This is a genomic window from Amycolatopsis sp. NPDC039088 (genome assembly GCF_055598845.1).
In genome coordinates this window covers 19,217-44,240 of sequence record NZ_JBVKAE010000006.1, presented here as the reverse complement: position 1 = coordinate 44,240, position 25,024 = coordinate 19,217, and the positions used below count along the sequence as shown (strand labels likewise).

At 68.5% G+C, this 25,024-nt stretch carries 29 protein-coding genes; 13 read left to right on the top strand and 16 right to left on the bottom strand.

Going from position 1 to position 25,024, the window contains the following annotated elements:
• Positions 1-4 precede the first annotated feature (4 nt).
• A complete protein-coding gene (locus ACZ7KI_RS09550; protein WP_470272713.1) occupies positions 5-826 on the bottom strand; it encodes a Nif3-like dinuclear metal center hexameric protein in 822 nt (273 codons plus the stop codon).
• A 31-nt stretch (positions 827-857) separates the two neighbouring features.
• Here ACZ7KI_RS09550 and ACZ7KI_RS09545 point away from each other — a divergent pair, with 31 nt between their 5' ends.
• On the top strand, positions 858-1,415 hold the full coding sequence (locus tag ACZ7KI_RS09545; RefSeq protein ID WP_470272712.1) for a chorismate mutase: 558 nt from the start codon (positions 858-860) through the stop codon (positions 1,413-1,415).
• Between the two features lie 88 nt (positions 1,416-1,503).
• Here the strand turns inward: ACZ7KI_RS09545 and ACZ7KI_RS09540 are convergent, their stop codons facing one another.
• Complete coding sequence (locus tag ACZ7KI_RS09540; RefSeq protein WP_465504860.1) at positions 1,504-1,824, bottom strand: hypothetical protein; 321 nt, start codon at positions 1,822-1,824, stop codon at positions 1,504-1,506.
• A gap of 130 nt (positions 1,825-1,954) precedes the next feature.
• On the opposite strand from ACZ7KI_RS09540, the gene ACZ7KI_RS09535 reads away from it, so the two are divergent.
• Genes ACZ7KI_RS09535 through ACZ7KI_RS09525 form a run of 3 tightly spaced genes read left to right on the top strand, consistent with a single transcriptional unit; the run spans position 1,955 to position 3,936 of the window.
• Positions 1,955-2,416 (top strand): low molecular weight protein-tyrosine-phosphatase, encoded by a 462-nt coding sequence (locus tag ACZ7KI_RS09535; RefSeq protein ID WP_470272711.1) that lies wholly within the window; start codon positions 1,955-1,957, stop codon positions 2,414-2,416.
• A 23-nt stretch (positions 2,417-2,439) separates the two neighbouring features.
• Positions 2,440-3,261 carry an SURF1 family cytochrome oxidase biogenesis protein gene (locus ACZ7KI_RS09530; RefSeq protein ID WP_470272710.1) on the top strand — a complete coding sequence of 274 codons (822 nt, stop codon included), beginning with the start codon at positions 2,440-2,442 and terminating at the stop codon, positions 3,259-3,261.
• Between the two features lie 54 nt (positions 3,262-3,315).
• Positions 3,316-3,936 carry an FMN-binding negative transcriptional regulator gene (locus ACZ7KI_RS09525; RefSeq protein ID WP_470272709.1) on the top strand — a complete coding sequence of 207 codons (621 nt, stop codon included), beginning with the start codon at positions 3,316-3,318 and terminating at the stop codon, positions 3,934-3,936.
• Positions 3,937-4,311: 375 nt separating this feature from the next.
• Here ACZ7KI_RS09525 and ACZ7KI_RS09520 read toward each other — a convergent pair whose 3' ends face one another.
• Together ACZ7KI_RS09520 and ACZ7KI_RS09515 are read right to left on the bottom strand one after the other, a co-directional pair.
• Positions 4,312-5,253 carry a cobalamin biosynthesis protein CobD/CbiB gene (locus tag ACZ7KI_RS09520; RefSeq protein WP_470272708.1) on the bottom strand — a complete coding sequence of 314 codons (942 nt, stop codon included), beginning with the start codon at positions 5,251-5,253 and terminating at the stop codon, positions 4,312-4,314.
• Between the two features lie 52 nt (positions 5,254-5,305).
• The gene (locus ACZ7KI_RS09515; protein WP_465463393.1) at positions 5,306-5,977 is read right to left on the bottom strand and encodes a FadR/GntR family transcriptional regulator; all 672 of its coding nucleotides are present in this window, start codon (positions 5,975-5,977) and stop codon (positions 5,306-5,308) included.
• Positions 5,978-6,104: 127 nt separating this feature from the next.
• On the opposite strand from ACZ7KI_RS09515, the gene ACZ7KI_RS09510 reads away from it, so the two are divergent.
• The 4 genes from ACZ7KI_RS09510 (at position 6,105) to ACZ7KI_RS09495 (ending at position 9,663) form a co-directional block, all read left to right on the top strand.
• On the top strand, positions 6,105-6,599 hold the full coding sequence (locus ACZ7KI_RS09510) for a gluconokinase (RefSeq protein WP_470272707.1): 495 nt from the start codon (positions 6,105-6,107) through the stop codon (positions 6,597-6,599).
• Positions 6,596-7,963: a GntT/GntP/DsdX family permease gene (locus ACZ7KI_RS09505; protein ID WP_470272706.1), complete on the top strand. Its 1,368-nt coding sequence runs from the start codon at positions 6,596-6,598 to the stop codon at positions 7,961-7,963. The genes ACZ7KI_RS09510 and ACZ7KI_RS09505 overlap by 4 nt, the downstream gene beginning before the upstream one ends.
• Before the next feature lie 837 nt (positions 7,964-8,800).
• The gene (locus tag ACZ7KI_RS09500; RefSeq protein ID WP_470272705.1) at positions 8,801-9,142 is read left to right on the top strand and encodes an ArsR/SmtB family transcription factor; all 342 of its coding nucleotides are present in this window, start codon (positions 8,801-8,803) and stop codon (positions 9,140-9,142) included.
• Complete coding sequence (locus ACZ7KI_RS09495; RefSeq protein WP_470272704.1) at positions 9,139-9,663, top strand: SRPBCC domain-containing protein; 525 nt, start codon at positions 9,139-9,141, stop codon at positions 9,661-9,663. Before ACZ7KI_RS09500 ends, ACZ7KI_RS09495 begins: the two co-directional genes overlap by 4 nt.
• 160 nt (positions 9,664-9,823) lie before the next feature.
• On the opposite strand, the gene ACZ7KI_RS09490 is transcribed toward ACZ7KI_RS09495, so the two are convergent.
• Entirely contained in the window at positions 9,824-10,474 is a 651-nt protein-coding gene (locus tag ACZ7KI_RS09490) for a ScbR family autoregulator-binding transcription factor (protein WP_470272703.1), read from the bottom strand.
• Positions 10,475-10,629: 155 nt separating this feature from the next.
• Between ACZ7KI_RS09490 and ACZ7KI_RS09485 the strand changes: the two genes are divergently transcribed.
• Complete coding sequence (locus ACZ7KI_RS09485; protein ID WP_470272702.1) at positions 10,630-12,633, top strand: ScbA/BarX family gamma-butyrolactone biosynthesis protein; 2,004 nt, start codon at positions 10,630-10,632, stop codon at positions 12,631-12,633.
• Positions 12,630-13,328 carry an HAD family hydrolase gene (locus ACZ7KI_RS09480; protein ID WP_470272700.1) on the top strand — a complete coding sequence of 233 codons (699 nt, stop codon included), beginning with the start codon at positions 12,630-12,632 and terminating at the stop codon, positions 13,326-13,328. Before ACZ7KI_RS09485 ends, ACZ7KI_RS09480 begins: the two co-directional genes overlap by 4 nt.
• 51 nt (positions 13,329-13,379) lie before the next feature.
• On the opposite strand, the gene ACZ7KI_RS09475 is transcribed toward ACZ7KI_RS09480, so the two are convergent.
• The 3 genes from ACZ7KI_RS09475 to ACZ7KI_RS09465 all read right to left on the bottom strand — a co-directional run bounded on the left by ACZ7KI_RS09475 (position 13,380) and on the right by ACZ7KI_RS09465 (position 15,689).
• Complete coding sequence (locus tag ACZ7KI_RS09475) at positions 13,380-14,501, bottom strand: LLM class flavin-dependent oxidoreductase (RefSeq protein WP_470272699.1); 1,122 nt, start codon at positions 14,499-14,501, stop codon at positions 13,380-13,382.
• A 48-nt stretch (positions 14,502-14,549) separates the two neighbouring features.
• Positions 14,550-15,275: a thioesterase II family protein gene (locus tag ACZ7KI_RS09470; RefSeq protein WP_470272698.1), complete on the bottom strand. Its 726-nt coding sequence runs from the start codon at positions 15,273-15,275 to the stop codon at positions 14,550-14,552.
• An 81-nt stretch (positions 15,276-15,356) separates the two neighbouring features.
• Positions 15,357-15,689 (bottom strand): ArsR/SmtB family transcription factor, encoded by a 333-nt coding sequence (locus ACZ7KI_RS09465; protein WP_470272697.1) that lies wholly within the window; start codon positions 15,687-15,689, stop codon positions 15,357-15,359.
• A 157-nt stretch (positions 15,690-15,846) separates the two neighbouring features.
• On the opposite strand from ACZ7KI_RS09465, the gene ACZ7KI_RS09460 reads away from it, so the two are divergent.
• Entirely contained in the window at positions 15,847-17,274 is a 1,428-nt protein-coding gene (locus ACZ7KI_RS09460) for an MFS transporter (RefSeq protein ID WP_470272696.1), read from the top strand.
• Positions 17,275-17,343: 69 nt separating this feature from the next.
• Here ACZ7KI_RS09460 and ACZ7KI_RS09455 read toward each other — a convergent pair whose 3' ends face one another.
• The 8 genes from ACZ7KI_RS09455 to ACZ7KI_RS09420 form a co-directional block, all read right to left on the bottom strand.
• Positions 17,344-17,928: an AAA family ATPase gene (locus tag ACZ7KI_RS09455; protein ID WP_470272695.1), complete on the bottom strand. Its 585-nt coding sequence runs from the start codon at positions 17,926-17,928 to the stop codon at positions 17,344-17,346.
• 12 nt (positions 17,929-17,940) lie between these two features.
• Positions 17,941-18,177 (bottom strand): acyl carrier protein, encoded by a 237-nt coding sequence (locus ACZ7KI_RS09450; RefSeq protein ID WP_470272694.1) that lies wholly within the window; start codon positions 18,175-18,177, stop codon positions 17,941-17,943.
• 16 nt (positions 18,178-18,193) lie between these two features.
• Complete coding sequence (locus ACZ7KI_RS09445; RefSeq protein ID WP_470272693.1) at positions 18,194-19,189, bottom strand: beta-ketoacyl-ACP synthase III; 996 nt, start codon at positions 19,187-19,189, stop codon at positions 18,194-18,196.
• A complete protein-coding gene (locus ACZ7KI_RS09440) occupies positions 19,186-19,893 on the bottom strand; it encodes an AAA family ATPase (RefSeq protein WP_470272692.1) in 708 nt (235 codons plus the stop codon). Before ACZ7KI_RS09440 ends, ACZ7KI_RS09445 begins: the two co-directional genes overlap by 4 nt.
• 44 nt (positions 19,894-19,937) lie before the next feature.
• Positions 19,938-20,909, bottom strand: coding sequence for an AvrD family protein (locus tag ACZ7KI_RS09435; protein ID WP_470272691.1), 972 nt, complete (start codon positions 20,907-20,909; stop codon positions 19,938-19,940).
• 176 nt (positions 20,910-21,085) lie between these two features.
• Positions 21,086-22,216 (bottom strand): NADH:flavin oxidoreductase, encoded by a 1,131-nt coding sequence (locus ACZ7KI_RS09430; RefSeq protein WP_470272690.1) that lies wholly within the window; start codon positions 22,214-22,216, stop codon positions 21,086-21,088.
• Positions 22,213-22,851, bottom strand: a complete 639-nt coding sequence (locus tag ACZ7KI_RS09425) for an NADPH-dependent F420 reductase (protein ID WP_470272689.1) — start codon at positions 22,849-22,851, stop codon at positions 22,213-22,215. The genes ACZ7KI_RS09430 and ACZ7KI_RS09425 overlap by 4 nt, the downstream gene beginning before the upstream one ends.
• Positions 22,852-22,865: 14 nt before the next feature.
• Positions 22,866-23,702, bottom strand: coding sequence for a helix-turn-helix transcriptional regulator (locus ACZ7KI_RS09420; protein WP_470272687.1), 837 nt, complete (start codon positions 23,700-23,702; stop codon positions 22,866-22,868).
• Positions 23,703-24,033: 331 nt separating this feature from the next.
• Here ACZ7KI_RS09420 and ACZ7KI_RS09415 point away from each other — a divergent pair, with 331 nt between their 5' ends.
• Both ACZ7KI_RS09415 and ACZ7KI_RS09410 read left to right on the top strand, forming a co-directional pair.
• Positions 24,034-24,489 carry a nuclear transport factor 2 family protein gene (locus ACZ7KI_RS09415; protein ID WP_470272686.1) on the top strand — a complete coding sequence of 152 codons (456 nt, stop codon included), beginning with the start codon at positions 24,034-24,036 and terminating at the stop codon, positions 24,487-24,489.
• A 25-nt stretch (positions 24,490-24,514) separates the two neighbouring features.
• Entirely contained in the window at positions 24,515-25,021 is a 507-nt protein-coding gene (locus tag ACZ7KI_RS09410; protein WP_470272685.1) for a flavin reductase family protein, read from the top strand.
• Positions 25,022-25,024: the final 3 nt, after the last annotated feature.

Below are 25,024 nucleotides of genomic sequence, written 5' to 3'. Positions count from 1 at the left end.
ATTCTTAGTGCTCGGTTCGGGTGGCCCGTAGCGTCCACGGGTCGGTGCACCTCGTGGAGACGTGAATGTCGACGTTACCCGCAAAGACGGCGCGGACGACGGCCGAGGCTTGCTCGCACCACGGCCATTCGCTCGCCCAGTGCGTGACGCCGACCAGCGCGGGGACTTCGGCGATGTCGGCGAGGTGCTCCCCCGCCGGATGGTGGCGGAGATCGGCGGTGACGTACGCGTCGACTCCGGCGGCGGTGGCCCGCTTGAGATAGCTGTCGCCGGAACCACCGGAAACGGCGACGCGGCGGATGAGCCGGTCCGGATCGCCCGCGCCGTAGACACCGGGTTCCGTACGCGGCAAGGCGTTCGCGACGCGTTCGACGAACACGGAAAGCGGTTCCGGCGCGGGCAGTTCGCCGATGCGGCCGATGCCGGTGACACCGTCCTCGCGGGGATCGAGCGGGCCGAGGACGGTCAGGCCGATGGCCTCGGCGAGCGCGTCGGAGACACCGGGCGACGCGGAATCGGCGTTGGTGTGCGCGCAGTAGAGGGCGACGCCGGCGCGGATCAGACGATGCACGAGGCGGCCCTTGGTGCTGTCGGCCGGGACGCCGTGGACGCCGCGCAGCAACAGCGGATGGTGCGCGACGATCAGCTGCGCGCCGCCCTCGATCGCCTCGTCGACGGTCTCGTCGACCGGGTCGACGCAGAACAGGACCTTGTCCACGTTCTCGGCCGGGTCGCCGCAGACGAGTCCGACGGCGTCCCACGATTCGGCGAGTTCGGGCGGGTACGCCTGCTCGAGGGCGGCGATGACTTCGGCTAGCGCGGGCACCGGTGGATTTTCGCATGTAGCGTTTCCGGGCATGCGACTTCGGGTGCTCTGCGCGCTGCTCGTGGCCGGTCTGCTGGCGATGCCCGCGCCTGCTTCGGCGTCTCCGGGATTCTGGACGCTCAGCGACCTGGCCGCACAACGCGTGCAGATCGCCGACAAGGTCGCGGCCGCGAAATTCGGCACGCCGTCGCCGATCGACGACCCGGTGCGCGAACAGCAGATCCTCGATTCGGTGGCGGCGAAGGCGCCCGGCCTCGGCCTCGACGCGGCCGACGCGGTGCGGTTCTTCCGTGACCAGATCGAGGCGAACAAGCTCGTGCAGCGCGGCCTGTACGCGCGGTGGACCGAGGACCCCGGCTCGCGGCCGCCCGAACGGCCCGACCTCGCGACCGAGGTCCGGCCGGTGATCGACCGGCTCAACGCGGGCCTGCTCGCCGAACTCGCGCGGACCCGGGACGCGCGGGCGCGGCGATCCTGCGACGTGCGGCTCGACGTCACGGTGCGACTGGTGGACGCGCGGCGCGAACTGGACCGGCTGCACTCGGTCGCGCTCGGGGAGTCGGTCCGGTCGGCCTGCTCCCACCCCTGAGCTCGGGGCGGGAGCAAGGGACCTTTGCTATCGCCGACGTCCCTGACCTGCGGAAAGAGAGCAAGGGACCTTTGCTATCGCTCCCGGGTCAGTCCAGCGCCTTCGCGTCCTTGTTGACCGCCCAGCGGCCGGCCGCGCGCATTACGCGGCCCGTCCACAGCATCGCCCGGTACGCCTTCGTCGCGTGATCGGGGACGTCGGAGTGGTCGACCTGGTACGGCGCGACGGAAGCGCTCGTCCGGAGGTGCAACGGCATCCTGGTCATCGCCTCTTTCGGCGATCTCGCCTGGACGAAGTGGTGCTCCGAGAGGATCCGCCCGACCTCGTAGGGGTGCGGATGCTTGACGGTGATGCGGTACCAGCGAAGCCCGGTTGCCGGGGATTCGACGGTGGGTGTTGGTGCGCTCATACGCGACCTTCCTGCGTGTTTCTCTTCAGGAGGTCTACTCCCGCTTCGCCCCGGCTTTCCAGCTTCGCGCGCCCGGTTGCCGTTCGGAGCCGGTGAGCGGTCGATCTCTCTCTGCGGTCACACTGATCGGGTGCTGCACATCGTCTTCGTCTGTTCCGGCAACATCTGCCGCTCACCGATGGCCGAGCTCGTCTTCCGCGCGAAGGCCGAGGAGGCCGGTCTCGATCACGTCGTCCAGGTGTCCAGCGCGGGCACCGGCGGCTGGCACGTCGGGGAGGCCGCCGACAAGCGGGCCCGCGCGAAACTGGCGGAGCACGGGTACCCGACCGGCCATGTGGCGGCGGAGGTCGACCGCGGACATCTCGCCGCCGACCTGCTGCTCGCCGCGGACGAGAGCCACCTGTCCTTCCTCCGGCGGAAGGTGTCGGACCCGTCGAAGGTCCGCCTCCTGCGCGAGTTCGATCCGTCGGCACCCGAAGGCGCCGAAGTCCCGGACCCGTACTACGGCGAGGACGACGGTTTCGAGGACGTCCTCGGCATGATCGAGCGGTCCGTTCCGGGCCTGCTGGGCTGGGTGCGCGCACACGCCTGAGGCGGACCGCTTACCGTGGTGGGGTGCGGTTGAAGTTCCTGCTGAAGCCCGGCTGGCTGGCGTTGACGTTGGTGGTGTTCACCTTCGCCGTCTGCTGCTTCACCCTGCTGGCGCCGTGGCAGTTCTCCCGCAACGCGGAGCGCGAGCACCAGAACACGGCGCTGCGGGAGTCGTTCACCGCGCAACCGAAGTCGCTGAACGAGCTGCTTCCCGCGGGCACCGCCCCTGATCAACGCACCGAATGGCACCTGGTCGCGATGAAGGGCACGTACGTCCCCGAGGGCGAGGTCGTCGCCCGTCTGCGGTCCATCCAGGGCGAAGCGGCCTTCGAGGTGCTGACGCCGTTCCGGACCGTCGAGGGCACCGTGGTGCTGGTGAACCGCGGGTACGTGCGGCTCGACGAGAAGTCACGCGCCCTGCCCTTCGCCCCGCCGCCCACCGGGACCGTCGACATCGTCACGCGGGCTCGTCAGGACGAGAGGGACGGGAAGAACCGCGACGCCTTCGCCGACGAGTCGACCGGCTGGAAGCTGCAGAGTTACGTCGTCGATTCCCAGGTCGTCGCGCGGGCCGCGAAGCTGGACATCCGGCCGGGCTATTTCCAGCTCGACGTGAACCAGCCCGGTGTGCTGGGCGCGCTGCCGTTGCCGCAGACCGACGCCGGACCGTTCTTCTCCTACGCGCTCCAGTGGATCGCGTTCGGGGCGATGGCGCTGCTCGGCTGGCTGTATTTCACCGTCCGCGAGTTGAAACCGGGCGGCGCGCTGACCACGGAACGACCGCAGCGGCGCAAGAGCGTCGCCGAGATGCTCGCCGAGGACGAACGTTCCGAAGTGGCCACCTGATATGATGCGAAACTGGCCCTTTTATGAGGCCATTTCCCGTGTTCGTATTCGATCATGCTGATTCACCCGTGGGATGCCGCCCACGACGACGCCGAATGGCAGGCCTGGCTCTCCGGACACGACTTCGGCCAGCTCATCGCCGGCGGTTCCGGGCGTGACCTGCCGGTCGTCAACCCGGTGCACTTCGCCTACGACGGCGACCGAACGGTCCTGTTGCATCTCGCGCGCCCCAACCCGGTCTGGCCGCTGCTGGAGGAGCACCCACGCGCGCTGCTCTCGGTGACCGGCGACCACACCTACATCCGCTCCGACTGGAACACCCCGGCCGACCCGGCCCACGGCGTCCCGACGTCGTATTACGCGTCCGTCCAGCTCGAATGCGACGTCCGGCTGATCGACGACGCCGCGGAGAAGGCAGCGCTCCTGAACCGGCAGCTCGCGCGCTTCGAGCCGTCCGGTGACCGGGTCGCGGTGAGTGCCACGGAGGCACCGGACAAGCGGCTGCTGCCCGGCATCCGGGGCGTCGAGCTGACCGTGACCGGGGTGCGGGCGAAGTTCAAGTACGGCGGGAACAAGCAGCCCGCCGACCGGTCGCGGATCGACGCTGAGCTGGAGCGGCGTGGCGATCCGCTGGACGCCCAGGCGCGGGCACAGCTGGCGCGGCGGGAGCGATAGCAAAGGTCCCTTGCTCTCTTTTCGCAGGTCAGCGGGCCCGGCGATAGCAAAGGTCCCTTGCTCCTTCTTCGCGGTCACCGTGTGGAGATAGGGACACTAACGTCCCTATCTCCACACAGACCCCCCAGTGGTGACCGTGTGGATTTTGCTGCGTTAGACGAAGCAAAATCCACACGGTCACCAGGTGAGCCAGCCGCGATACCTCAGGCGGGAGCAAGGGACCTTTGGTATCGCCGACGTCCCTGACCTGCGGCAAGAGAGCAAGGGACACGTGGAGCTGTGTGGAGATAGGGACACTCAACGTCCCTATCTCCACACACCCCCGCCAAGTGATAGCAAAGGTCCCTTGCTCCCCCGGCCACCGAAAACCGCAGGTCAGCGGCGCCGCCGCCGCAGACCGACGAGGGCGGCCAGCATCACCGAGCTGATCGCGCCCAGCCACCCGACCACCCGCGAAAGCTCCACCGCCCGCGTCACGTGCCCGGCGTCCGGGTTGCGGCCGATGCCGAGCACCGGCAGTTCCTCGACCCCGTGCGGGTACACCGTCCGCCCGCCGACCCGGATTTCCAGCGCCCCGGCGAACGCCGCCTCGACGCGGCCCGCGTTCGGGCTCGGGTGCGCGGTCGTGTCCCGTCGCCACGCCCGCCACGCGCCGCCGGCCGAACCGCCGACGACCGGCGCCGCGAGCACGGTCAGCCCGGCCGCGATCCGGGTGGGCACGAGGTGGACGATTTCATCCAGCCGGGCGACGAACCAGCGGTACTTCTCGGGTCGGCCCCGGCCGAGGCCGCGCAGCAGGCTGATCGCGCGTGAACCGAGCAGACCGGGCGCACCGGCCAGCGCTCCCCACACCAGCGGCGCGATGACGACGTTCGAGGTGTTCTCCGCGAGCATCTCCACCGAAGCGCGCGAAAGACCGATGACGCCGAGGTCGTCGGCGACCCGGGGGTCCAGTGTGGACAATGTGCCGCGCGCGGTCTCGAGCTCGCCTTCTTCGAGATCGCGGGCCAGCGACGTGCCGTGCGCGGCGAGCCCGGCGGCGCCGAGGACGGCCCAGGTGGTCACCGCGGTCGTGGTCGCCTGCATCACGGGGCTGCGCCGTCCGGCGCGTTCGGCGAGCACACCCGCCAGCACGGCGGAGCCCGCGAGACCACCGGTCCACAGCACTCCGGCCATCGGATGTTTCGACCGGACCTTCGCGTCCACCGCCGACGCCGCTCTGGCGAACGCCGTCACCGGCCGCCGCGACCGAGGGTCCCCGATCGCCCCGTCCGCGGCCACCCCCAACACCAAACCGATCGCGCGTGCCGCGCTCACCGTCGCCCCCTGCATGCAGTTCCCTCGAAGACCTGCAGAGATTACTCGAAGATCATCCGTCCAGGAGGACGGCCATCTCGTCACGCGCCTGGCTGACGATGTCCCGCATCGCGCGTTCGGCCCGGTCAGGGTCACCGGCGTCGACGGCGGCCGCGACTTCGACGTGCAGCGCGACGGCCTCGGGCTGCGGTTCCTCCGGCATCAGGCCGTGCCCGGTGCGCCCGGCGAGCACTTCGGCGACGACCGCGGAAAGCTGCGCGAACATCGGATTCCGGGAGGCGGCCAGCAGCAGGTCGTGGAAAGCGACGTCGTGGCCGAGGAAGGTCACGAGATCTCGCTGATGGGCCGTCTCTTCCAGCCGCTTGGCCAGCGCGCGCAGGCGGCCGCCCTCTTCCGGCGTCGCCCGGAGCGCGGCGAAGCGGGCGGCGCTCGGTTCGACGGCGGAGCGCAACTCGGTCAGCGTGCGCAGCGCGGTCTTCCGCTCGGCGCCGTCGAGCTGCCAGCGGATCAGCCTCGGGTCGTAGTGGTTCCACTCCCCCGGCTCGCGCACGATCACCCCGACCCGGCGTTTGCTGCTGGTCAGGCACATCGTCTCCAGTACGCGAACGACCTCACGCGCCACCGTGCGGGAGGCGCCGAACCGCTCCTGGAGCTCGTCGGACCGCAGCACCGCACCCGGCGGAACCTCTCCGTTCGCGATCGCGGAACCGAGCGCGTCGAGCATTTCGGCATGCCTGTCATTGCCCACCAGGGGACCCTAGCGTTCTGATTCGATTAAGTAGTACTTCATATTGCTTAAGTAGTACTTTTGAGCTGTACTCGTCCCGGCTACAACGACGTGGGAGGTACGGATGACCGTCATCGTGGTGATGGGCGTTTCCGGCTCGGGCAAGACGACCGTGGGCACGGCACTCGCCGAACGCCTCGGCGTCGACTACGCCGAGGCGGACACGTTCCATCCTCAGGCGAACATCGACAAGATGAGCTCCGGCCACCCGCTGAACGACGAGGACCGGCAGCCGTGGCTCGAAGCCATCGCCGGCTGGATCCGCGATCACCAGGACTCGGGCGGCGTCGTCACGTCCTCCGCGCTCAAGTACCGCTACCGCGACGTCCTGCGCGGCGGCGGCGACGTCTGGTTCCTGCACCTGCACGGCGACCGCGCCCTGCTCGCCGACCGGATGAAGACCCGCTCCGGCCACTTCATGCCGGTGTCCCTTTTGGACAGTCAACTCGCCGATCTCGAACAGCTGCGGCCGGACGAATCCGGCCTCGTCGCCGACATCGCGAAAACGCCGGAAGAGATCGTCGACTCCGCCCTCTCCGCTCTCGAGGACCGCGAATGACCACCACCCTCGCCGCCGCCTGGACCGGACACGACACGCGCCTCATCGGCGCGACGGTGCTCGCCATCGCCGTGATCGTCGTGCTCATCACGAAGGCGAAACTGCATCCTTTCCTGGCCCTGATCCTCGGCTCCGGCGCACTCGGGCTCGTCGGCGGCATGCCGGTGGACAAGCTGATCAAGAGCTTCAGCTCCGGTGTCGGCTCCACCGTCGCCTCGGTCGGCGTGCTGATCGCGCTCGGCGCGATGCTCGGCAAACTGCTCGCCGACTCCGGCGGCGCGGACCAGATCGTCGACACCATCCTGCGCCGCGCGGGTGACCGCACCCTGCCGTGGGCGATGGCGCTGGTCGCCGCGCTGATCGGGCTGCCGATGTTCTTCGAGATCGGCCTGGTCATGCTGATCCCGGTGATCCTGCTGGTCGCCAAGCGGACCGGGAAACCGTTGCTGCTGCTGGGAATCCCGGCGCTCGCCGGACTTTCGGTGCTGCACGGCCTCGTCCCGCCGCACCCCGGCCCGCTCGCCGCCGCCGGCGCGCTGAACGCGAACGTCGGTCTCACCCTGGCCTTCGGCCTGCTTGTCGCGATCCCGACGGTGATCATCGCCGGACCGCTGTTCGGCAGGCTGGCCGCAAAGATGGTGCCGGACGCCGTCGCGCCGGAACGGCTCGTCCCGGAATCGTCCTCTTCGGACGGACGACGTCCCGGCTTCCTCCCGACGCTGTCGACCGTACTGCTGCCGGTCGTGCTGATGATGGGCAAGGCGCTCGCGGACATCCTGCTGGAGAAGGAGAACCACGTCCGCCGCGTGCTCGACTTCATCGGCGACCCGCTGGTGGCCCTGCTCGCCGCCGTACTGGTCGGCATGGTCACCCTCGGCCGGGCCGCCGGCTTCACCCGCGGCAAGATGTCGTCCACCATCGGCGACTCACTGCCGCCGATCGCGGGGATCCTGCTCATCGTCGGCGCGGGCGGCGGGTTCAAACAGACCCTCGTCGACGCCGGGGTCGGCAACGTCATCACCGGCCTGGCGACCGGCGCGAACCTCTCGCCGCTGCTGCTCGGCTGGCTGGTCGCGGTCGCGATCCGGCTCGCCACCGGTTCCGCGACGGTCGCGACCGTGTCCGCGGCGGGCATCGTGGCACCGCTCGCGGCGACCATGGACCCGTCGCACAGCGCGCTGCTGGTGCTGGCGATCGGCGCCGGGTCACTGTTCTTCTCGCACGTCAACGACGCCGGCTTCTGGCTGGTCAAGGAGTACTTCGGGCTTTCGGTCGGCCAGACGCTGAAGAGCTGGTCGATCATGGAGACGGTCATCTCCGTGGTCGCGATCGCGCTCATCCTGCCGCTGGGCGCCCTCCTGTAGCCGAAGTACATGAAGGCCCCCATCCTTGCGTCTAGCGCATGGACCCGGCAAAGTCGTACAACTGCTGGTCCGTATCGCTCTTGGCGATCCGAAGGTCGTGCGTGGCTGCCTGATTCCGGGCTGGCCGGCCGCACCCCGAGTGTCCATAAGGGACACCACGGTCGGACGCAATGCCCGATGTGAGCACTTCGCGTGGGGGTCGTGAGTGTTTTGGGTCGTTAGAACGAACCCTCTCTCAGGTACCTACTCGTGGCCTGCGGGCTTGCTCGCGTGAAGTACATGATGGCCCCCTTCGTTGCGCTAGGCGCAGTGAAGGGGGCCTTCATGTACTGGGAAAGGTGTGAGGGTCGAGTTCCCTCGGCTGAGCCGAGGGACGGGGTCCTTCACGCGCCGCTGTTGTGACTGGTGGTGCCGCTGGGGCTTGTGATGTGGTTTCGGGTCCATGAGGGACTCCTTGAGGGACTCTGGGTCCCTCAAGGAGTCCCTCACGGACCAGCGCTACCCAGCTCACCCGCCGTAGGTAACCAAACACCGTTGGCCAGAACGACACAAAACACTCACGACCCCCACGCAGACTCGTATATATCGACATCAATCGGACACTCGGCCGCCAGGAAGCGTCCCCAGTGGACACTCAGAACCCGATCGGTGCGCGCCTACCTGCCACGGTCACCTGCACGAAGATCGACGAGTGCCGGAATCACCACTTGCAACCCACCTGACCGGCGATTATGCGACTTTGCCGGGGTCCTGCGTCTAGCGCACGAATGGGGGCCTTCATGCACTTCCGAGAAGCCCCGGTTGACATGTGACCTTTTGGTCACCTATGCTTTCGGTGTGCCCGACGACGACCTGGTTTTCAAGGCCCTGGCGGATCCGACCCGCCGGTTCCTGCTCGACCGACTGTTCGTGCGTGACGGCCGCACGCTGACCGAACTCGAGTCCGAAGTGGACATGAGCCGGTTCGGCGTGATGAAACATCTGAAACTGCTGGAAGAAGCCGGACTTGTCGTCACGCGCAAGGAGGGCCGGGAGAAGAAGCACTTCCTCAACCCGGTACCGATCCGGCAGATCCACGACCGGTGGATCGACAAGTTCACCGAGCGCAACGTGGCCGCGTTGCTCGATCTCAAAGCCGAACTCGAATCCCCCCGACCCGAAACCGAGGAGCCGTCATGACCGACACCACCACCGCCACCACCCAGGTCTACCGCGTCTACATCAAGGCCACGCCGGAGAAGATCTGGGACGCCATCACGAAGCCCGAGTGGTCGCAGAAGTACGGCTACACCGGCCTTGTCGACTTCGACCTGCGGCCGGGCGGCAAGCACGCCACCCATCCCACGCCGGATTACGTCGAGGCGGGATTCACGAACGACCTGATCGACGGCGAGGTCCTGGAAGTCGACCCGCCACGCAAACTGGTCATCACCTGGAAGCTGCGGATGGACGCGGCCTTCGACAACGAGCCCTACACCCAGCTCACCTACGAGATCGAAGAGACGAAGACCGCGGGCACCCGGCTGACCGTCACCCACGACGTCACCAACGCGCCGTGGACGGCCGCGCTGGTCGATGGTTCGCAGGAGGACATCAACGCCGGACCGGGCGAGAACGCCGGTGGCGGGTGGCCGTGGATTCTGTCGGACCTCAAGTCGGTGCTGGAGACGGACGAGCCGCTCGTGCCCGCAGCTTCCTGAGCCGACTGTCCGTGAAGGCCTCCTTCACTACTACCTGTGAGCTGATCCAGGCCAGGGTGCGGTGAGGTCGCGACAACGGCTGAACCGTCACCCTCCCGCAGGTCAGGGTCCCGACTTCGCCGGGACCCTGACCTTGGGGGTAGCGAAGGAGGCGTTCCGGTCAGCCACACGCGGCCCGGAGCAGGAGATTCCGCGTTTCCGCCCAGCGCTCGGCGATGTCGGCGCGCCCGTTGAGCCGATCCGAGATGTGCTGAACACCGAAGAACGCCGCCACGAAGCTTCGGGCGAGCGCCGCGGGATCCTCACCGCGGCGCAACTGCCCGGCCTTCGCCGCGTCCCCGAGCAACGACGTGAGCAGGTCGGTCCAGCCCACGAAGGGCTCCGGCAGACTGGCCGGGATGAAGGTGCGCTCGTTCTGCAGACGCGCGCCGCCCTGGATGACCGGATCGTCCCGGAAGGCGACCGCCATCCGGTCCAGGAGCACGACCACGGTGTCGAGCGGGCTCAACCGCTCCGCCAGCAGCTCCTCGAGCACCTCGGTCCGCCGGTCGTAATGCTTCTCGACCACGGCGGACGCCAGCGTCTCCTTGTCCGGGAAGTGGAAGTAGACCGCCCCCTTGGTGACCTCGGCGCGTTCGGCGACGTCCTTGACCGAAGTGCCGTGGAAACCCCGTTCCGCGAACAGTTCGGCCGCCGCGACGACCACCAGCGCCCTGGTACGCACCGCGCGCTCCTGGCGCAACGGAGCCAGTTTCGTCCTTTCCTTCGGCTCGCCGAGCAGCTGGACGGGCGTTTTGCCAGGTTTCGGCACGGGTGACTCCTGTTTGTGAGTGAAGATCCACGAACTCGGTTGCAATATACCTTCCCGACGGTATATTTTTCAGAGCACCATCACACAGAGTAGTGAATGGTCCTGGGGTCTCCGTCTTTTCACACTTGATGCCGAATATCGGGGGATGTTCTGTCATGGCCAATTCCGAGGCTGCTGTCACGCGCTCGATCCCGGTCGAGCGGGCACTGGTCCACAAGAGCGCCGCGAACGAGGTCCTCGTGACCGGCGCCGACGTCCTCGCCCCGCACCGCTACCGCGTCACCGCCCGGTGGCACCGTTCGCAACTGGTCGGCCCGCGCGGTGAGCACGCGCCGGTCGATCCGCTCCTGTTCGCCGAAACCGTCCGCCAGGCGACGATCTACCTTTCGCACCGGTACTTCGACGTTCCGCTCGACCACCCTTTCGTCCTGTCGGGCCTGCACTTCCGGCTCGACCGGCCGGGACTCACCGTGCCGGAGGGCGGCGAGCTGCCGATCGACCTGGAAGTGACCGTCCAGGAACCCGAACGCCGTCCCGGCCGGTTCACCTGCGCCCTGGAGGCGGTCCTGTGGGCGGGCGGGGTGCGCGCCGGCAGTGCCGGACTGCGCTGGTACACGCTCGAACCGCGTCGGTACACCACCTTGCGCCACCGTTCCGCCGTGACGGGTGAGCCTTCGCTTCCGCTCCCTCCCGTCGAAGCGGCGCTCGCGGGGATGCTCGACGAACGGGACGTCCTGCTCGCCGCCTGCCCCGACGGCGACGCGTCCTGGCGGCTCCGGCTGAACCGCGACCACGAGGTGCTCTTCGACCACGAATCCGACCACATTCCGGGAATGACCCTGCTGGAAGCGTTCCGCCAGGCCACGACCGCACAGTATCCACAATGGACATTCGGTGGGGCCGACGTCACCTTCTGCCGGTTCGGGGAGCTTGATCTCCCCGTCCGCATCGAGGTGACGGGCGACGGCAGGACAATCGACGTGAAGGCGTTCCAGGCGGGCAACGTCCTCGCCGCCGCCAAACTCGAAGGGCTGACCGCCACCGGGTCGCTCACCCCCGCCAGGGTCGCCCCGGTCGCGGCCGCCGCCTGCGCGGCGGCCGCCGTGCTGGACCAGGAACGCCGGCTGCCGGCAGGCGTCGTGCGCGCGGTGACGGAAGCCGGCTTCGCCCGACATTTCGTGCCGAAGCGCTGGGGCGGCACGGCGGGTTCCTTCACCGACCTGGTCGACGCCGCGGTGGCACTGGGCCAGACCTGCACGTCGACGGCCTGGTGCTCCACGCTCTACGCCGCGCACAGCAGGCTCGCGGCCTACTTCCCCGAGCAAGGCCAGCGCGAACTCTGGTCGGCGACGCCCGATGTCCGGATCGCGGCGGCGGTGATGCCGCCCCGGGGCACGACCGTCCCGAGCGACGGCGGCGTGCTGCTGTCCGGTAGCTGGTCGCTCGCCAGCGGGGTCGACGCCGCCGACTGGATCCTGCTCGCCAGCGATACCGGGCCCGAAACCGACCGCAGGCAAACGATTTTCGCCGTCCCGGCCACGGACTACGTGATCGAGCACACCTGGGACACCCTCGGCATGCGAGGCACCGGGAGCAACACGGTCGTGGTGAAGGACGTCTTCGTTCCGTCGCATCGCCGCGTCGACCTCGCCGACCTGCTCCGGCCCCGACCGGACGCCGCCCGCTGTCACCAGGTGCCCTATCCGATGGTCGCCGGTCTGCTGTTCGCCGCTCCGCTCCTGGGCGCCGCCATGGGCGCCGAGCGGGACTGGGTGGCGAGAATGGCGGCGCGGACCAGCGTGCGAGGCACCCCGGCACGGGAGAATCACGTCGTCGCCGACGTGCTCGCCGCGTCGTCCGCCGAGATCGAAGCCGGACGGCTGCTGCTCGAACAGGCGGCGCACCGGGCCGATCACGCCGCGGCGACCGGCCTCGCGATCGCGGAGAACCAGCGGGATTGCAGCCGGGCCACTCAGTTGTGCGTGGCCGCCGTCGACCGGCTGGTCCGTGCCGGAGGAGCCAGCGGGCGGGCGGCGGACGACCCGGTGCAGCTGCGCTGGCTCGACATGATCGTCGGGGCCTCCCACGCCGCGCTCGCCCCGGAAGCCGCCGCGGCGGCGTACGTGCGCGCGCGGCTGGCACTCGAGGCCGCGGCGTGACGCGCCGGATCCTGCGCCCCGCACCGGAAGGCGTCACTCGTGCCGCCTTCTTCGACGTCGACGAAACACTGCTCGCGGTCAAGACCATGTTCGCCTTCTGGCGGTACTGGCACGAACGGTCCGGTGGGGGCCCGGACCACGCCACCGCCGAACTCCGGCGCCTGGCCGCGACCGGGCTGCCGCGCGAGGTGCTGAATCGCCGGTACTACCGCCGTTTCGAAGGCGTGCCGTCGAAGGACCTCACGGCAAGAGGCCGGGAGTGGTACCGCGAGTTCTCGGCGGGTCCCGCGCCGTTCGTCACCGAAGGGGTCGCCGCGCTGGGCCGTCATCTCGCCGACGGCGATCTGATCGTGCTGGTCTCCGGCTCGATGCCCGCGTTGATCGAGCCCGCCGCGGCGGAACTGGGCGCCCATCTCCTCTACTGCACCGAGCTCCTCGAAGACGCGTCCGGTGTGCTCACCGGAGAGGTCGACCGGCCGATGATCGGTTCCGCCAAACGGGAAGCGGTCCTCGACGTGCTGTCCTGGGCAGGCCTGCCCGCCGGGGACAGCCACGCCTACGGAGATCACGCGAGCGATCTTCCGATGCTCGACGTGGTCGGGCATCCCGTCGTCGTCGGCGACGGCGACCCCGAACTGGCCGCGAAGGCCGCCGCTCTCCGGTGGCCGGTCCTGTCCGCGGCCGCGGGCCGATGAGGTGGCGGGTACGGGCTGGGGGGACCCGTACCCGCCGGCGCACCCCTCCGCTCAAGGAATCAGCTGAGGGAACAGATCACGGTTGTCCTGGTACCACCGCACGGATTCATGGAGCTTCGCGGTGGAGCCGGTGAAATGCGGGGCCACGTAGCGGGCGAGCAGGTCGTAACTGCGCTTGGTCTTCTCCCAGCTCGCCCAGTCCTGGGCGTAGACGAGCAGCGTGCCGAAACCGCCGGTCTCCTCGTAGAGCCGCTGGATACCGGCGACGACGTCGTCCACCGTGCCCACGAGTGCTCCGCCGAGATCCACGGTCGCTTCCAGCGCCCGCGAGCGCGGGACTCCGGGTGTCGAGACGTCGAGGCCCCGGATCTCGTTCCAGTACCCGTATGCCCAGCGGTCGTAACCCTCACGGATGTCCGCGAACGCCTCCTCCCGCGTCTCGGCCACGTACACCGGGAGCGTGATGCGCCAGTTGGCCCGGTCGACGGTGTTCCCGTGTTCGGCGGCGGATTCCTCGGCATAGGCCCACTGGGTCCGCATGTCGACCCGCGGGTGGCCGGGACGAGGAGCGCCGAAGGAGACCGTGCTGATCCCGTACTTCCCGGCGAGCCGCATGCTGTTCGGGGAGGCGACGCTCGCCGCGACGATCTCGAGCCCCTCGGCCTTCACCGGCGCCAGTTGGAGTTTCGCGTCCTGCAGGGTGAACCACGGGGTCTTCTTGGTGATGCGCTCGCTGCCGTTGACCAGTTCGACGACCGCCTCCAGCGCCTCACCGAAATGGCCTCGCAGTTCGCTCATCTCGAGTCCGAGCATGCGCGCGTCGGTGGGGATCCCGCCGGCGCCGACCCCGAGCACGAACCTGCCCCGCGTGAGGTGGTCCAGGTGCACCGCGCGCGAGGCGACCATGAACGGGTGGTGGTACGGCAGCGTCGACACCCCGGTGGCGAGGGTGATCCGCCGGGTGCGCTCGGCGGCCGCCGCGACGAGCAGTTCCGGCGCCCCGATGGTGTTCCAGCCCATCGAATGGTGTTCACCGATCCAGAACTCGTCATAGCCGAGCCGGTCGAGCAGTTCGGCGAATTCGAGATCGCGCTGGAACTGCAGGGTCGGGTCTTCGCCGAGCGGGTGCATCGGCGAAAGAAAGGCACCGAACTTGATACGGTCCGTGGGCATGGCCATTCCTCCAAGATCTCTTCAGAACGTCTTCGGACAGGGATCGCGTCAGGCGAAAACGGGTTCTCCGGCACACAACCGGCGTATTCCGGCGAGGAAATCCCCCTCCGGGCGGCGATGGAAGAAATGTCCTCCGCCCACCCGGTGCAGGCGGAATCCGGCGGTCGTGTGCCGCGCCCACGCGGCCGCACCGGACAACGGCACGATCGGGTCGGCGACGCCGGCGAACACGTCGATCGGACGGGGCAGGACCGTATCGCCGACGACGGTCGCCTCGGCGCAGAGCGCCAGATCCGCCCGCAACGACGCCAGAGCGCGACTCGCCAGCCGGGAATTCTCCAGCAGCCGCGCGGATTTCCGGTCAATCGCGAGCAGGCTCTCCAGCAACTGCCCGTCGTCCTGCCGGAGGACCCGGTCGAGCCCGGCCGGCAGGCTGGGCGCGGCGGAGGCGCCGACGATCAGCCGGTCGGGGCCGGGCAGGCCCCGCGAAAGCAGGGAGCAGGCGACGAGAAACGCGATCCTGGCACCCATGCTGTGCCCGTAGAACAGATACGGCCGGGAATGATCCAAGGCTTGGACGACGGATTCCACGACGCCATCGAGTGTCCTGTCAGGACCGGACGGCAACACGACCGGAACGATTTCGACCGACCGGCCGAGTTGCCGTCGCCAGCCGAGATAGGTGGACGCGCCGCCGCCCGCGTGATGAAAAGCGTAGAGCCGGCGCGGTGTTCCGTGCTCGGGATTCCGCGGTTTCGGAATGGTCGGCGACATGCTTCGAACATATGGGCCGCGGCAGCCATCGAAAAGTGTGCGTCTCTCCTAGTGGTAGCGCCACCAGGAACAGCCGCGGGCTCAGGAAACGACGTCGGGCGCGGCGAGAATGGCGTCGAGCAGACCGGGAAGGACGGATTCGAGGTCTTCCCGGCGCAAAGTGTTCATCCGCGACGTGCCTTCGTAGTACTGCCGGATGATCCCGGCGTGACGCAGCACCTTGAAATGGTGTGTGCCGGTGGACCGCGTCACCGAGATGTCGAACGTCCCGCAGCGGATGTCCTGCCCGGCTTCGGCCAGCTGCCGGACGATGCTGCGGCGTACCGGGTCCACCAGCGCCTCCAGGACCCCCTGCAGGGTCACGTCCGCGACGTCCGGGTGATCGGTGATCCGCTCGTCCGTGATCTGGGGCATCGTGCGTCCTCCTCCGTGGCGATCCCCCAATACTACGACGAACGTCAAAGGTTGACGAACATCAAAGTTTGACAGCCATCGACATAGTGCGCTTCCATGATGGTGACCGGTGACCGTCCGTACGCGTCAAGACGCGCAACGCAGGGGAGAAAGCCAGATGACTACGTCCAGTACCTCGCCGGGGCGGGTGGCGCCCGGCGGGGTGAAGATCGCCGCACTCGCCACCGGGTTCGTCATGGCTTCGTTGGACACGACCGTGGTCAACGTCGCGGGTGCCGCCATCCAGGCGGACCTTGACAGCACGCTGACCCAGCTCACCTGGATCGTCGACGGCTACATCCTGACCTTCGCCTCGCTCCTGCTCCTCGCCGGTGGCCTCGCCAACCGCGTCGGCGCCCGGGTCGTCTACCAGGTCGGGATGGCGGTGTTCTTCTTCGCCTCACTCGCGTGCGCTCTCGCCCCGAACGCCGAGACGCTGATCATCGCCCGCCTCGTCCAGGGGGTCGGTGCCGCCCTGTTCATGCCCAGTTCCCTGTCCCTGCTGGTGCATTCGTTCCCGGAGAAGAAGCAGCGCACCCGCATGCTGGGCCTGTGGTCGGCGATCGTCGCGACCTCGTCCGGCCTCGGCCCGACGCTGGGCGGGCTCATGGTCGGCGCCTTCGGCTGGCCCAGCATCTTCCTGCTCAACCTGCCGATCGGCGTCATCGGCATGCTGCTGACCCGCCGGTACATCGCCCCGGTCGCGGGCAAACCGCAGGGCCTCGCGGTACCGGGCCACCTGATCGGCATCGTGCTCCTCGCCTCGATCAGCTTCGGTCTCATCGAAGGTCCGCAGCTGGGCTGGGCTTCGGCTCCGGTGCTGGGCGCGGCGGTGGTGGCGGTCCTCGCCATCGGGCTGCTCTCGCTGAGGGAACGCCGAGCCACCACCCACCTGATGCCATGGAACCTGTTCCACGACAAGCGTTTCGCCGGAGCGAACCTGATCGGCTTCCTGTTCAACTTCGCGCTCTTCGGCAGCATCTTCATGCTCGGCCTGTTCTTTCAGAACGCGCGGGGCGCCGATCCCTTCGAAGCGGGCCTGCAACTGCTGCCGATGACGATCTTCTTCCCCATCGCGAACATCGTCTTCTCACGGATCTCCGGCCGGTACGGCAATGGCCTGCTGATGACCGTTTTCCTCACCCTGGCCGCGGTTTCCACCCTCAGTCTGGTTTCGGTGTCGGAGGGAACGCCCTACTGGGTGCTCGCGCTCGGCGTCGGTGCGGCGAACATCGGCGCCGGCATCATCTCCCCGGGGATGACCGCGGTTCTGGTGGACGCGGCCGGCCCGGAACACGCCAACGTCTCCGGTTCGGTGCTCAACGCCAACCGCCAGATCGGTTCACTGGTCGGCGTGGCGGCGATGGGCGTCGTCCTGCACGCGGCGCCGGACTGGTACACCGGCGCCTCGGTGTCCTTCCTGCTCATCGGCCTGTCCTACGGGCTGGGCGCGCTCGTGTCCTGGCGGATGCTGCTCCGCCCGGAACGCCGCGAGGCCGCCGCGGCCGAACCGCGGGAAGTACCCGCGACCGTCGACGCGTCCTGAGTGACGGCGAAACGTGGAAGGGCTCTTCCCCGGGTCACTCCGGGGAAGAGCCCTTCCACGACGGCGAACTCAGCCCGCTCCGAGCACCGACAACGCCGTGCACAGCCGTTCGGCGACGCCTCCGCGGAGGACGTGCACCGGGCAGCCCAGCCGGCCGAGCACCTCGAGCAGGAGCCGGTCCGACAACTCCCGGAACCGCTCGCTGATCGGGGATTCGCCCGGCCGCAAGGGAAACTCCACCGGCACGTGCAGGAAGACGTCGTAGGCCTCCCGGACGCGCTGCTGGATCACGGTGCCCAGTTGCCCGGCCACCTCCTCGTAGGGCCCGTCTTCGTAAAGCGGGAGGTCCTGCGGCGGCCGGGGATGCCGCCCCAGCGCCAACCGGACCTTCGTGTAGATCCATTCGTGCAAGGACGAACCGTCGGAGACGAAGCCGTCGGGATTGCGTTCCTCGGAAACGGTGCGTTCGGTGAACCGCCGCAGCATCAGCTGCAGCAGTTCGCCTTCCGTGCAGTCTTCGAGCGGTTTCGGCGCCGAGCCCGCCGGGTCCGCCATCGGTGCGCCGTGCACCCGCGGGACATCCAGCAACGGCGCGAGCGCGGCGGTCAGGGTGGTCTTGCCGTTGCCGTAGGCACCGACGACCGCGATTCTCATCGATGTCCTCCGTTACGCCGCGCGGCTGCTGACCACCGCCGCGGCGCTGCCGAGGGTCCGGCCCGCCGCGAGTTCCTCGTCGGTCACCTCGACCCCGAACTCCCGGTGCAGGATCACCGAGAGTTCGACCAGGACCAGGGAGTCCAGGCCGAGTTCTTCGAATTCGGTGTCCGCGGTCAGCTGGGTCTCCTCGATATCGAGCTGGCCGGTCAAGATCGTGACGAGCCGGTCCATCACGTGCTGGGACATGGGCTTCCTCCTCGGGTCAGGGAATTGCGATGGGCAGCTCGGGCCACACCAGCGCGGTGGAGCCCCAGGTGAGGCCGCCGCCGAAGGCGCTGAGCAGGACCCGGTCGCCCGGCCGCAGCCGGTGCTCGGCGGCGGCGCGGGCGAGAGCGAGCGGGATCGACGCGGCCGACGTGTTGCCGACCCGGTCCAGGTCGACCACCACGCTTTCCCGCGGTACGCCGAGGTGGTCGGCGAGCGCATGCAGGATGCGAGTGTTGGCCTGGTGCCCGACGAGCAGGTCGACCGAGTCCTTCGGCCAGGCGATGGACTCGAGGAGGCTCGACGCCGAGCCCGCCATCCTGGTCACCGCTTCCTTGAAGACCGCCTTGCCCCGCATGGTGAAGTAGCGGCCTTCCGCCCCGTCCGCGCCGGTCCGTTCGCGCGAACCGCCGCCGGGCACCTGGATCAGTTCCCGGTTGGCCCCGTCGCTGCCGAGATCGAACCCGGCGAAGGAACCGGGTGCGCCCGCCTCTCCTCGTTCGAGGACGACCGCGCCGGCACCGTCGCCGAAGATCACCGACGTCGTGCGATCCTCCGGATCGAGGATCGTCGAGTAGGTTTCCGCTCCGATGACGAGCGCCTTGGCCGCCAACCCCGCCGAGACGCCGGCGGACGCCATGGCCAGCGCGTAGACGAAACCACTGCAGACGGCGGCGATGTCGAACGCGGCCGCGTGCCCGAGGCCGAGCCGGGACGCCACCTCGGGCGCGGTGGCCGGACAGGGATGGTCAGGGGTGGTGGTGGCGAGCACCACCATGTCCACTTCGGACACCCGTGCGGCGGCGAGCGCCCGTTCCCCCGCCCGGGCGGCCAGATCGCCGGTGGATTCCCCGTCGCTCCAGAACCGTTGCCCGATCCCGGTCCTGGTCCGGATCCACTCGTCCGTGGTGTCCAGTGTCGTGGACAGTTCCTCGTTCGTGACCAGCCGGGCGGGCAGCGCGGTGCCCAGCCCGGTCAGCACCGCGGCCGTCATGCGGTGATGACGGCCCGCTCGCGGTCGAGCTCGCCGGTCGTGTCGATCAGTGCGTAGTCCGCCTCGGCCCGCTCGATAGCCTCGTCGACGCTCATCACCGGGCGGAAATCGAAGATGTCCAGGATCTTTTCCAGCCGTTCCGGCACGGTCCCGCCGACGATGTGCACCGGGATGCCGAGTTCGTCCAGCTGCTTCAGCAACATCTCGTCGGCCAGCGCGCGGAAACGTTCGTTGACCGGCCGGTGCCCGTCCGCGACGAGCGGGAACTCGATCGGCAAGTGCACGAAGGCGTCGTAGGTGGCTTTGGCGTGCTGCCGTGCCGGCACCCCGATCTGGCGCATCACCTCGGCGTAGAACCGGATCTCGTCGGTCATCTCGATCGTCTCGAGATGCACGGAGTCGTTGGGGTTGATCCCGACGAGCACCCGCACCGTCCCATAGCACCATTCGTGCAGGGACGAGCCGTCGGAGACGAAGCCGTCGGGGAGGTGGCTCTCGTTGACGGCCCTGCCCTGGTTCCGCCGGGTGATCAGCATGATGATCTCGGCGGCCGTGCACTCCTCCAGGGTCTTACCAGGCACGGAGATCGGCAGCAGCTCCCGCATGGTCAGCGCGGAACTGCGGGGCAAGCCGGTCAGATGCGCGACGGCCATCGTGGTGAGGGTCTTTCCGACCGAATAGGTGCCGGAAATGGCGAGTTTCATCTTCTGTTGCCTTTCTCTGGTCGTGTTCTCGGTACTGGAAGCGGTCACGGCAGCCGGTGCGCGACCGAACACCGCAGACGGACACCTTGGAATTCACCGACGATGTCGGCGGCCCGCCAAACCTGTCCCTTGCTGTTCTCCAGCAGCTTCGCCTTCTCGAGCCGGAAGGCGACCGGCCCACCGGGCAGCCGCGGTTCCCCCGGTCGTTCGCAACTCAGCACGGTCCGCCGCATCCAGAGCGTGTTGCTGCGGGCACGACTGACCGAGTCGAGTTCGTAGAGCAGGACCTGACCGAGCTGGAGACCGACGACGAAGGTGTCGACGATGAGCGCCGACGCGGAAAGGGGCACCACATCGGGGCCTTCGATACGGACGTCCGCGCCGGCCGTCACCGCGGCGACGTCGGCCGAGACCTTCTCGACGAACTGCCGCCTGTTCCGGTGCCCTTCCGCGAACAGGCGAATTCCTTCGTCTCCCAAGATCTCTTCAGGGCCGCCGAATTCCGCGGGCGCGGCGTTGGGCACCCCCGGTTCGTGGTCGATCTCGCACCGCAGCGTGAGGGTGCCGATCACACAGTCGACCACGCTGCGGATCCGCCCGTCGGCCAGCGGGGTGGTGACCGCGGCGGCGGCCGTGACGCGGAACCCGCGAAGTTCTTCCTCCACCGGCGTGGTCCCCGCCCTGATGTCCGCGCGGAGCAAGACCGCGTCGGCACGCTGCGCGGGCGTCAACCCTCGTGTGTGCGCCAGCTGCGTCTCGGCGAGCCACGCGCCGAGCACCAGAACGTCCACAGTGGAGAGATGCGGTCGCTGGTCGTGGTCCCCCTTGCGCGACCAGTCGGCCGGGTAGTCCACCGTGGCGGTCGCCGACACCGCGCCGTCGACGATCCGGACGTCGGTGATCCGGTGTTCGGCGCGTTTGAATCCCTCACCGAAGAACCGGCGTGCGCGCGGGCCGAGGTAGTCGTCTATCGAACCGAGGAGCGTCGTTTCCGGAGCTGTTCCGTTGGCGGCCATGTCATTCCTCCGGCGATTTCGGGAACTGTCCTAAGACGACTATCCGACTTGGGAGTTTCCTTTGCCAGAGCGGGTTTATCCCGGCTCTTCCCGGCATAGTGCCACCGCCACCAGGTTTCGCGGAGACAGCGAAGCGGCCCCGGCGGGTTTCCGCCGGGGCCGCTTTCGCCGATTCTTCAGTCGAGTGTCTTCAACAGGTCGGCGTCGAACGCGCGCCGGTCACCACCTTCACGCAGTTTCGTCACCCATTCCGGGTCGGCCAGCAACGCCCGCCCGACTGCGACGAGGTCGAACTCGCCTTCGCGGAGCCTGTCGGCTACCGCGTCGACCTCCCCGGCACGGGCGCCTTCGCCTTTCAGATAGCCCAGGAAATCGCTGTCCTCCAGACCGACGGAGCCGACGGTGATCACCGGGCTGCCGGTCACCTTCTTGGTCCAGCCTGCCAGGTTCAGCGGCGAGCCGTCGAATTCCGGGCGCCAGAATCTCCTCGTGGAACAGTGGAAAGCGGTCACGCCGGCGGTCACGAACGGGCCGAGCAGCCGCTCCAGCTCGTCCGGGCCCTTCGCCAATCTCGCCTGGTAGTGACCGACCTTCCACTGGGAGAACCGCAGAATGATCGGGAAGTCCCTGCCGACCGCCCACCGGCAGGCGGCGATGACCTCGGCGGTGAATCTGGTCCGGCCGAGGAGATCGCCACCGTAGGAGTCGGTGCGGCGGTTGGTCGTCGCCCAGAGGAACTGGTCGAGCAGATAGCCGTGCGCGGCGTGCAGTTCGATCGCGTCGAAGCCGATCCGTCGCGCGTCCGCGGCGGCGCGGGCGAAAGCGTCGATGACGTCGGCGATCTCCTGTTCGGTCATCGGGCGGTGCGCCGGACTGTCCGGTGCGATTCCCGAGGGGCTCATCGGGACGACCCCGTCGGGCATCATCCGGTCCCGTTCGGTGGCGGACTTTCCCCACAGCAGCGGGTCGAATCCGACGTGCCACAGCTGCGGCGCGATCTTCCCGCCCGCCGCGTGCACCGCCCGCACCACCTCCGCCCAGCCGGAAAGCGCGTCCGCGCCGTGGAACCGCGGCACGTCCGTACTGCTCGACGCCGCCGGATGATCGACCGTGGTGCCTTCGGTGATGATCAGCCCGACTTCGTGCCGTGCACGGCGCGCGTAGTACTCGGCGACATCCGCCCCCGGTACACCGTCCGGGGACAGCTGCCTGGTCATCGGCGCCATCACCACGCGGTTGCGCAACCGCAGCGGTCCGAGATCGAACCCGGTGAACAACGGCGCGACGCGAGGGACTACCGCGGTCACCGAGAGGCCGCCGCGACCAGCCCGGCGGCGACCCGCAGATCCGCCGGGGTGAACAGATGCGGGAACACCGGGCCGCCGGGATCGAGCGCGGCCGAATCATCGAGACCACCGAGACCGACCGGGATGAACCCGGCGTCGGCGATCAACCCTGCGACGACCTCGCCGGTCTCCGGATCGTCCGCCGCGTAGGCCATCCCCCAGAAGTCGCGCTGCTGGGTACCCCGCGACCAGAGGAGTTCGTCCATGACGTGGGTGAACGCGCGGGCGACCCTGGCTCCGGGAAGGCGATCCGCGGTGGCCCGTCCCTGGGTGACGCCGGGATCGAGCAGCGAGATGATGTGACCGTCGGCGGAAAGCCCCATCGGGTTGGTGGCGTCGATGACGATCTTGCCGTCGAGTGCGGCGCCTGCCGTCTCCAGAAGACCCCCCAAAGCCGGATACGGCACCGAAAGCAGGACGATTTCGGCGGAAGCCGCCGCTTCGGCGAAACCGGCCGCCTTCCCGCCGTCGAGGTCGGTGAGCCGCTCCGGCCGCCGCGACCCGAAGACCACCTCATGGCCGGCCGCCAGCCAGTGCCGCCCGATCGGGCGGCCGATCTTGCCCGCACCGAGGATCGCGATCTTCTTGCTGCCCACAGGTTTCTCCTTCATCAGCTCAGCCGGGAATCGGCAGGACCGTTGCCACCGTCGATCACCGGTGGCACGTACAACATCAGGAGCAGATCCGTCCGGTCGGCGAAACCGAGGATCATCTGCTCGTAGGAAAGAACCTCGTCGGCGGGGCCACGCAGATCGACCTTGGTCATCGCGCAGTCCCGGGTCTCGTGCCTGCCCCAGAGTTCGGCGAACCGGGGACTGGCCGAACAGAGCCGGACGGTCAGCGCGGCGAACCCGTGATCGCCCGCGTACCGCGTCGCCTGCACACGGAACTGGCCGACCAGCTGCCGGGCGAGATCGTCCCAGCGCAGGTACCGGCGCATCACCTGCGGATCGGTGAAGAACCCGATGAGATGGTTGTACCCCGTCTCCGTGACCCCCAGCAGGGAACGCGCCTTTTCGTTGGCCGCCAAGCTGTTCCAATAGCGGTCGACGACGTAGGCGGGCGCCGGAAGCGCCTCGACGGTGCGTTGCAGCCGCGACACCTCACCGGACGTGGCCTTGGCCGGCAGCGGTGGCGGATTGGTACCGGTGAGCCGGTAGAGGTGTGCGCGTTCGATGTCATTGAGCCGGAGCGCGTCGCTGATCGAGTCGAGCACGGTTTCCGAGACCTTGATGTCCCGGCCCTGTTCGAGCCAGGTGTACCAAGACGCGCTGACCCCCGCCAGCACGGCGACCTCTTCACGACGCAGACCGGGGGTGTTCCTGCGGCCTCCATGGACGAGGCCCACGTCGGCCGGAGTCAGGCGAGCCCGGCGCGAGCGGAGAAAATGTCGAAGAGATTCTCTTTCCCGGTAGGGACTTCTCAGTTCCGAATCCTTGACTGCCACGCAATCGAAAGTAAGTGGCCCTCGCGAGGCATGTCAAACCTTCCGGAAGGTTTTTTTTGAGTTCCGATACGTCGCGTCGAGACCCCAGGCCTGAGCGAATCCGCAGGTCAGCGAGCCTCGCCGGAACGGCCTGGGCCAAGCGACCGGATGGCACTGTGACGGCGCTCTCGCCCGGATGGCCGCAACCCGCCCGGGAGTGCCACCACCACCCGACGCGAACCTAGGAGCATTCGGCTCTGGAACGACTTCACGACGGCGGCGAGACTCGAAATGTCCCGCCCACCGTTCCGGGCGGAATTCGCGAACCACCCTTTTCGGGATTGGAGAAGTCGTGGCCGACCTTCCGCTCGACCGCACCGAGGTCGTGGAACTGACCCTGCGCATGGCCTGGCACCTCGACCACTGCGAGTGGGAAAGCCTGGTGTCGCTGTTCACCGGCGAGGTACTGCTGGACTACACCAGCCTCAACGGCGGAGAACCCGTGAGCGTGCCCCGCGCCGACGTCGTCGCGAAATGGCGCGGCAACCGGACCGGCCTCAAGGCCACCCAGCACCTGCTGGCCAACCACATCGTGCGGCTCGACGGTGACACCGCCGAAGCCACCGCCATGTTCCAGGCGACCCATTCCCTGCCGAACGAGCACGGGAGTCCACTGTGGACCTTGGGTGGCGAGTACCGGTACGGCTTCACCCGCACCGAGGAGGGCTGGAAGATCAGCGCCCTCACCATGAACATCCTGTGGGCCGACGGAAACCGCAACATCCGCGACCTCGCCGTCGCGGACTGACGGCGCCACCCCGGAAGGAGACGAGATGACCGCCGATCCGACGACCGCCGCCAACGGGCAGTCCACGTTCCGTCACGTCCTCGGCCACTTCCCCAGCGGCGTGGCCATAGTCACCGGGATCGACGCGGGGGGACCGGTCGGGCTGGCCGTCAGCTCCTTCACCTCGGTGTCGCTCGACCCGGCCATGGTCGGCTTCTTCCCCGCCAGGACGTCGTCGAGCTGGCCACGCATCGAACGGACCGGCGTCTTCGCGGTCAACGTACTCGGCGAGGACCAGGAGGACCTGTGCCGGTCGTTCGCCGTCAGCGGGGGTGACAAGTTCGGCGGCGTGCGCTGGCGTCCCGGCGCCACGGGCTCCCCCGTGCTGGCCGGTGCCATCGCCTCGATCGAATGCGAGCTCCACGAAGTCGCCGGCACAGGTGACCATCTGTTCGTGCTCGGCCGGGTGCGGACGTTGTCGTCCACACCCGGCCGTGGCCCGCTGGTGTTCTTCCGCGGTGGCTACGCCCGGCTCGGCACCGGCGGATCGTGACGC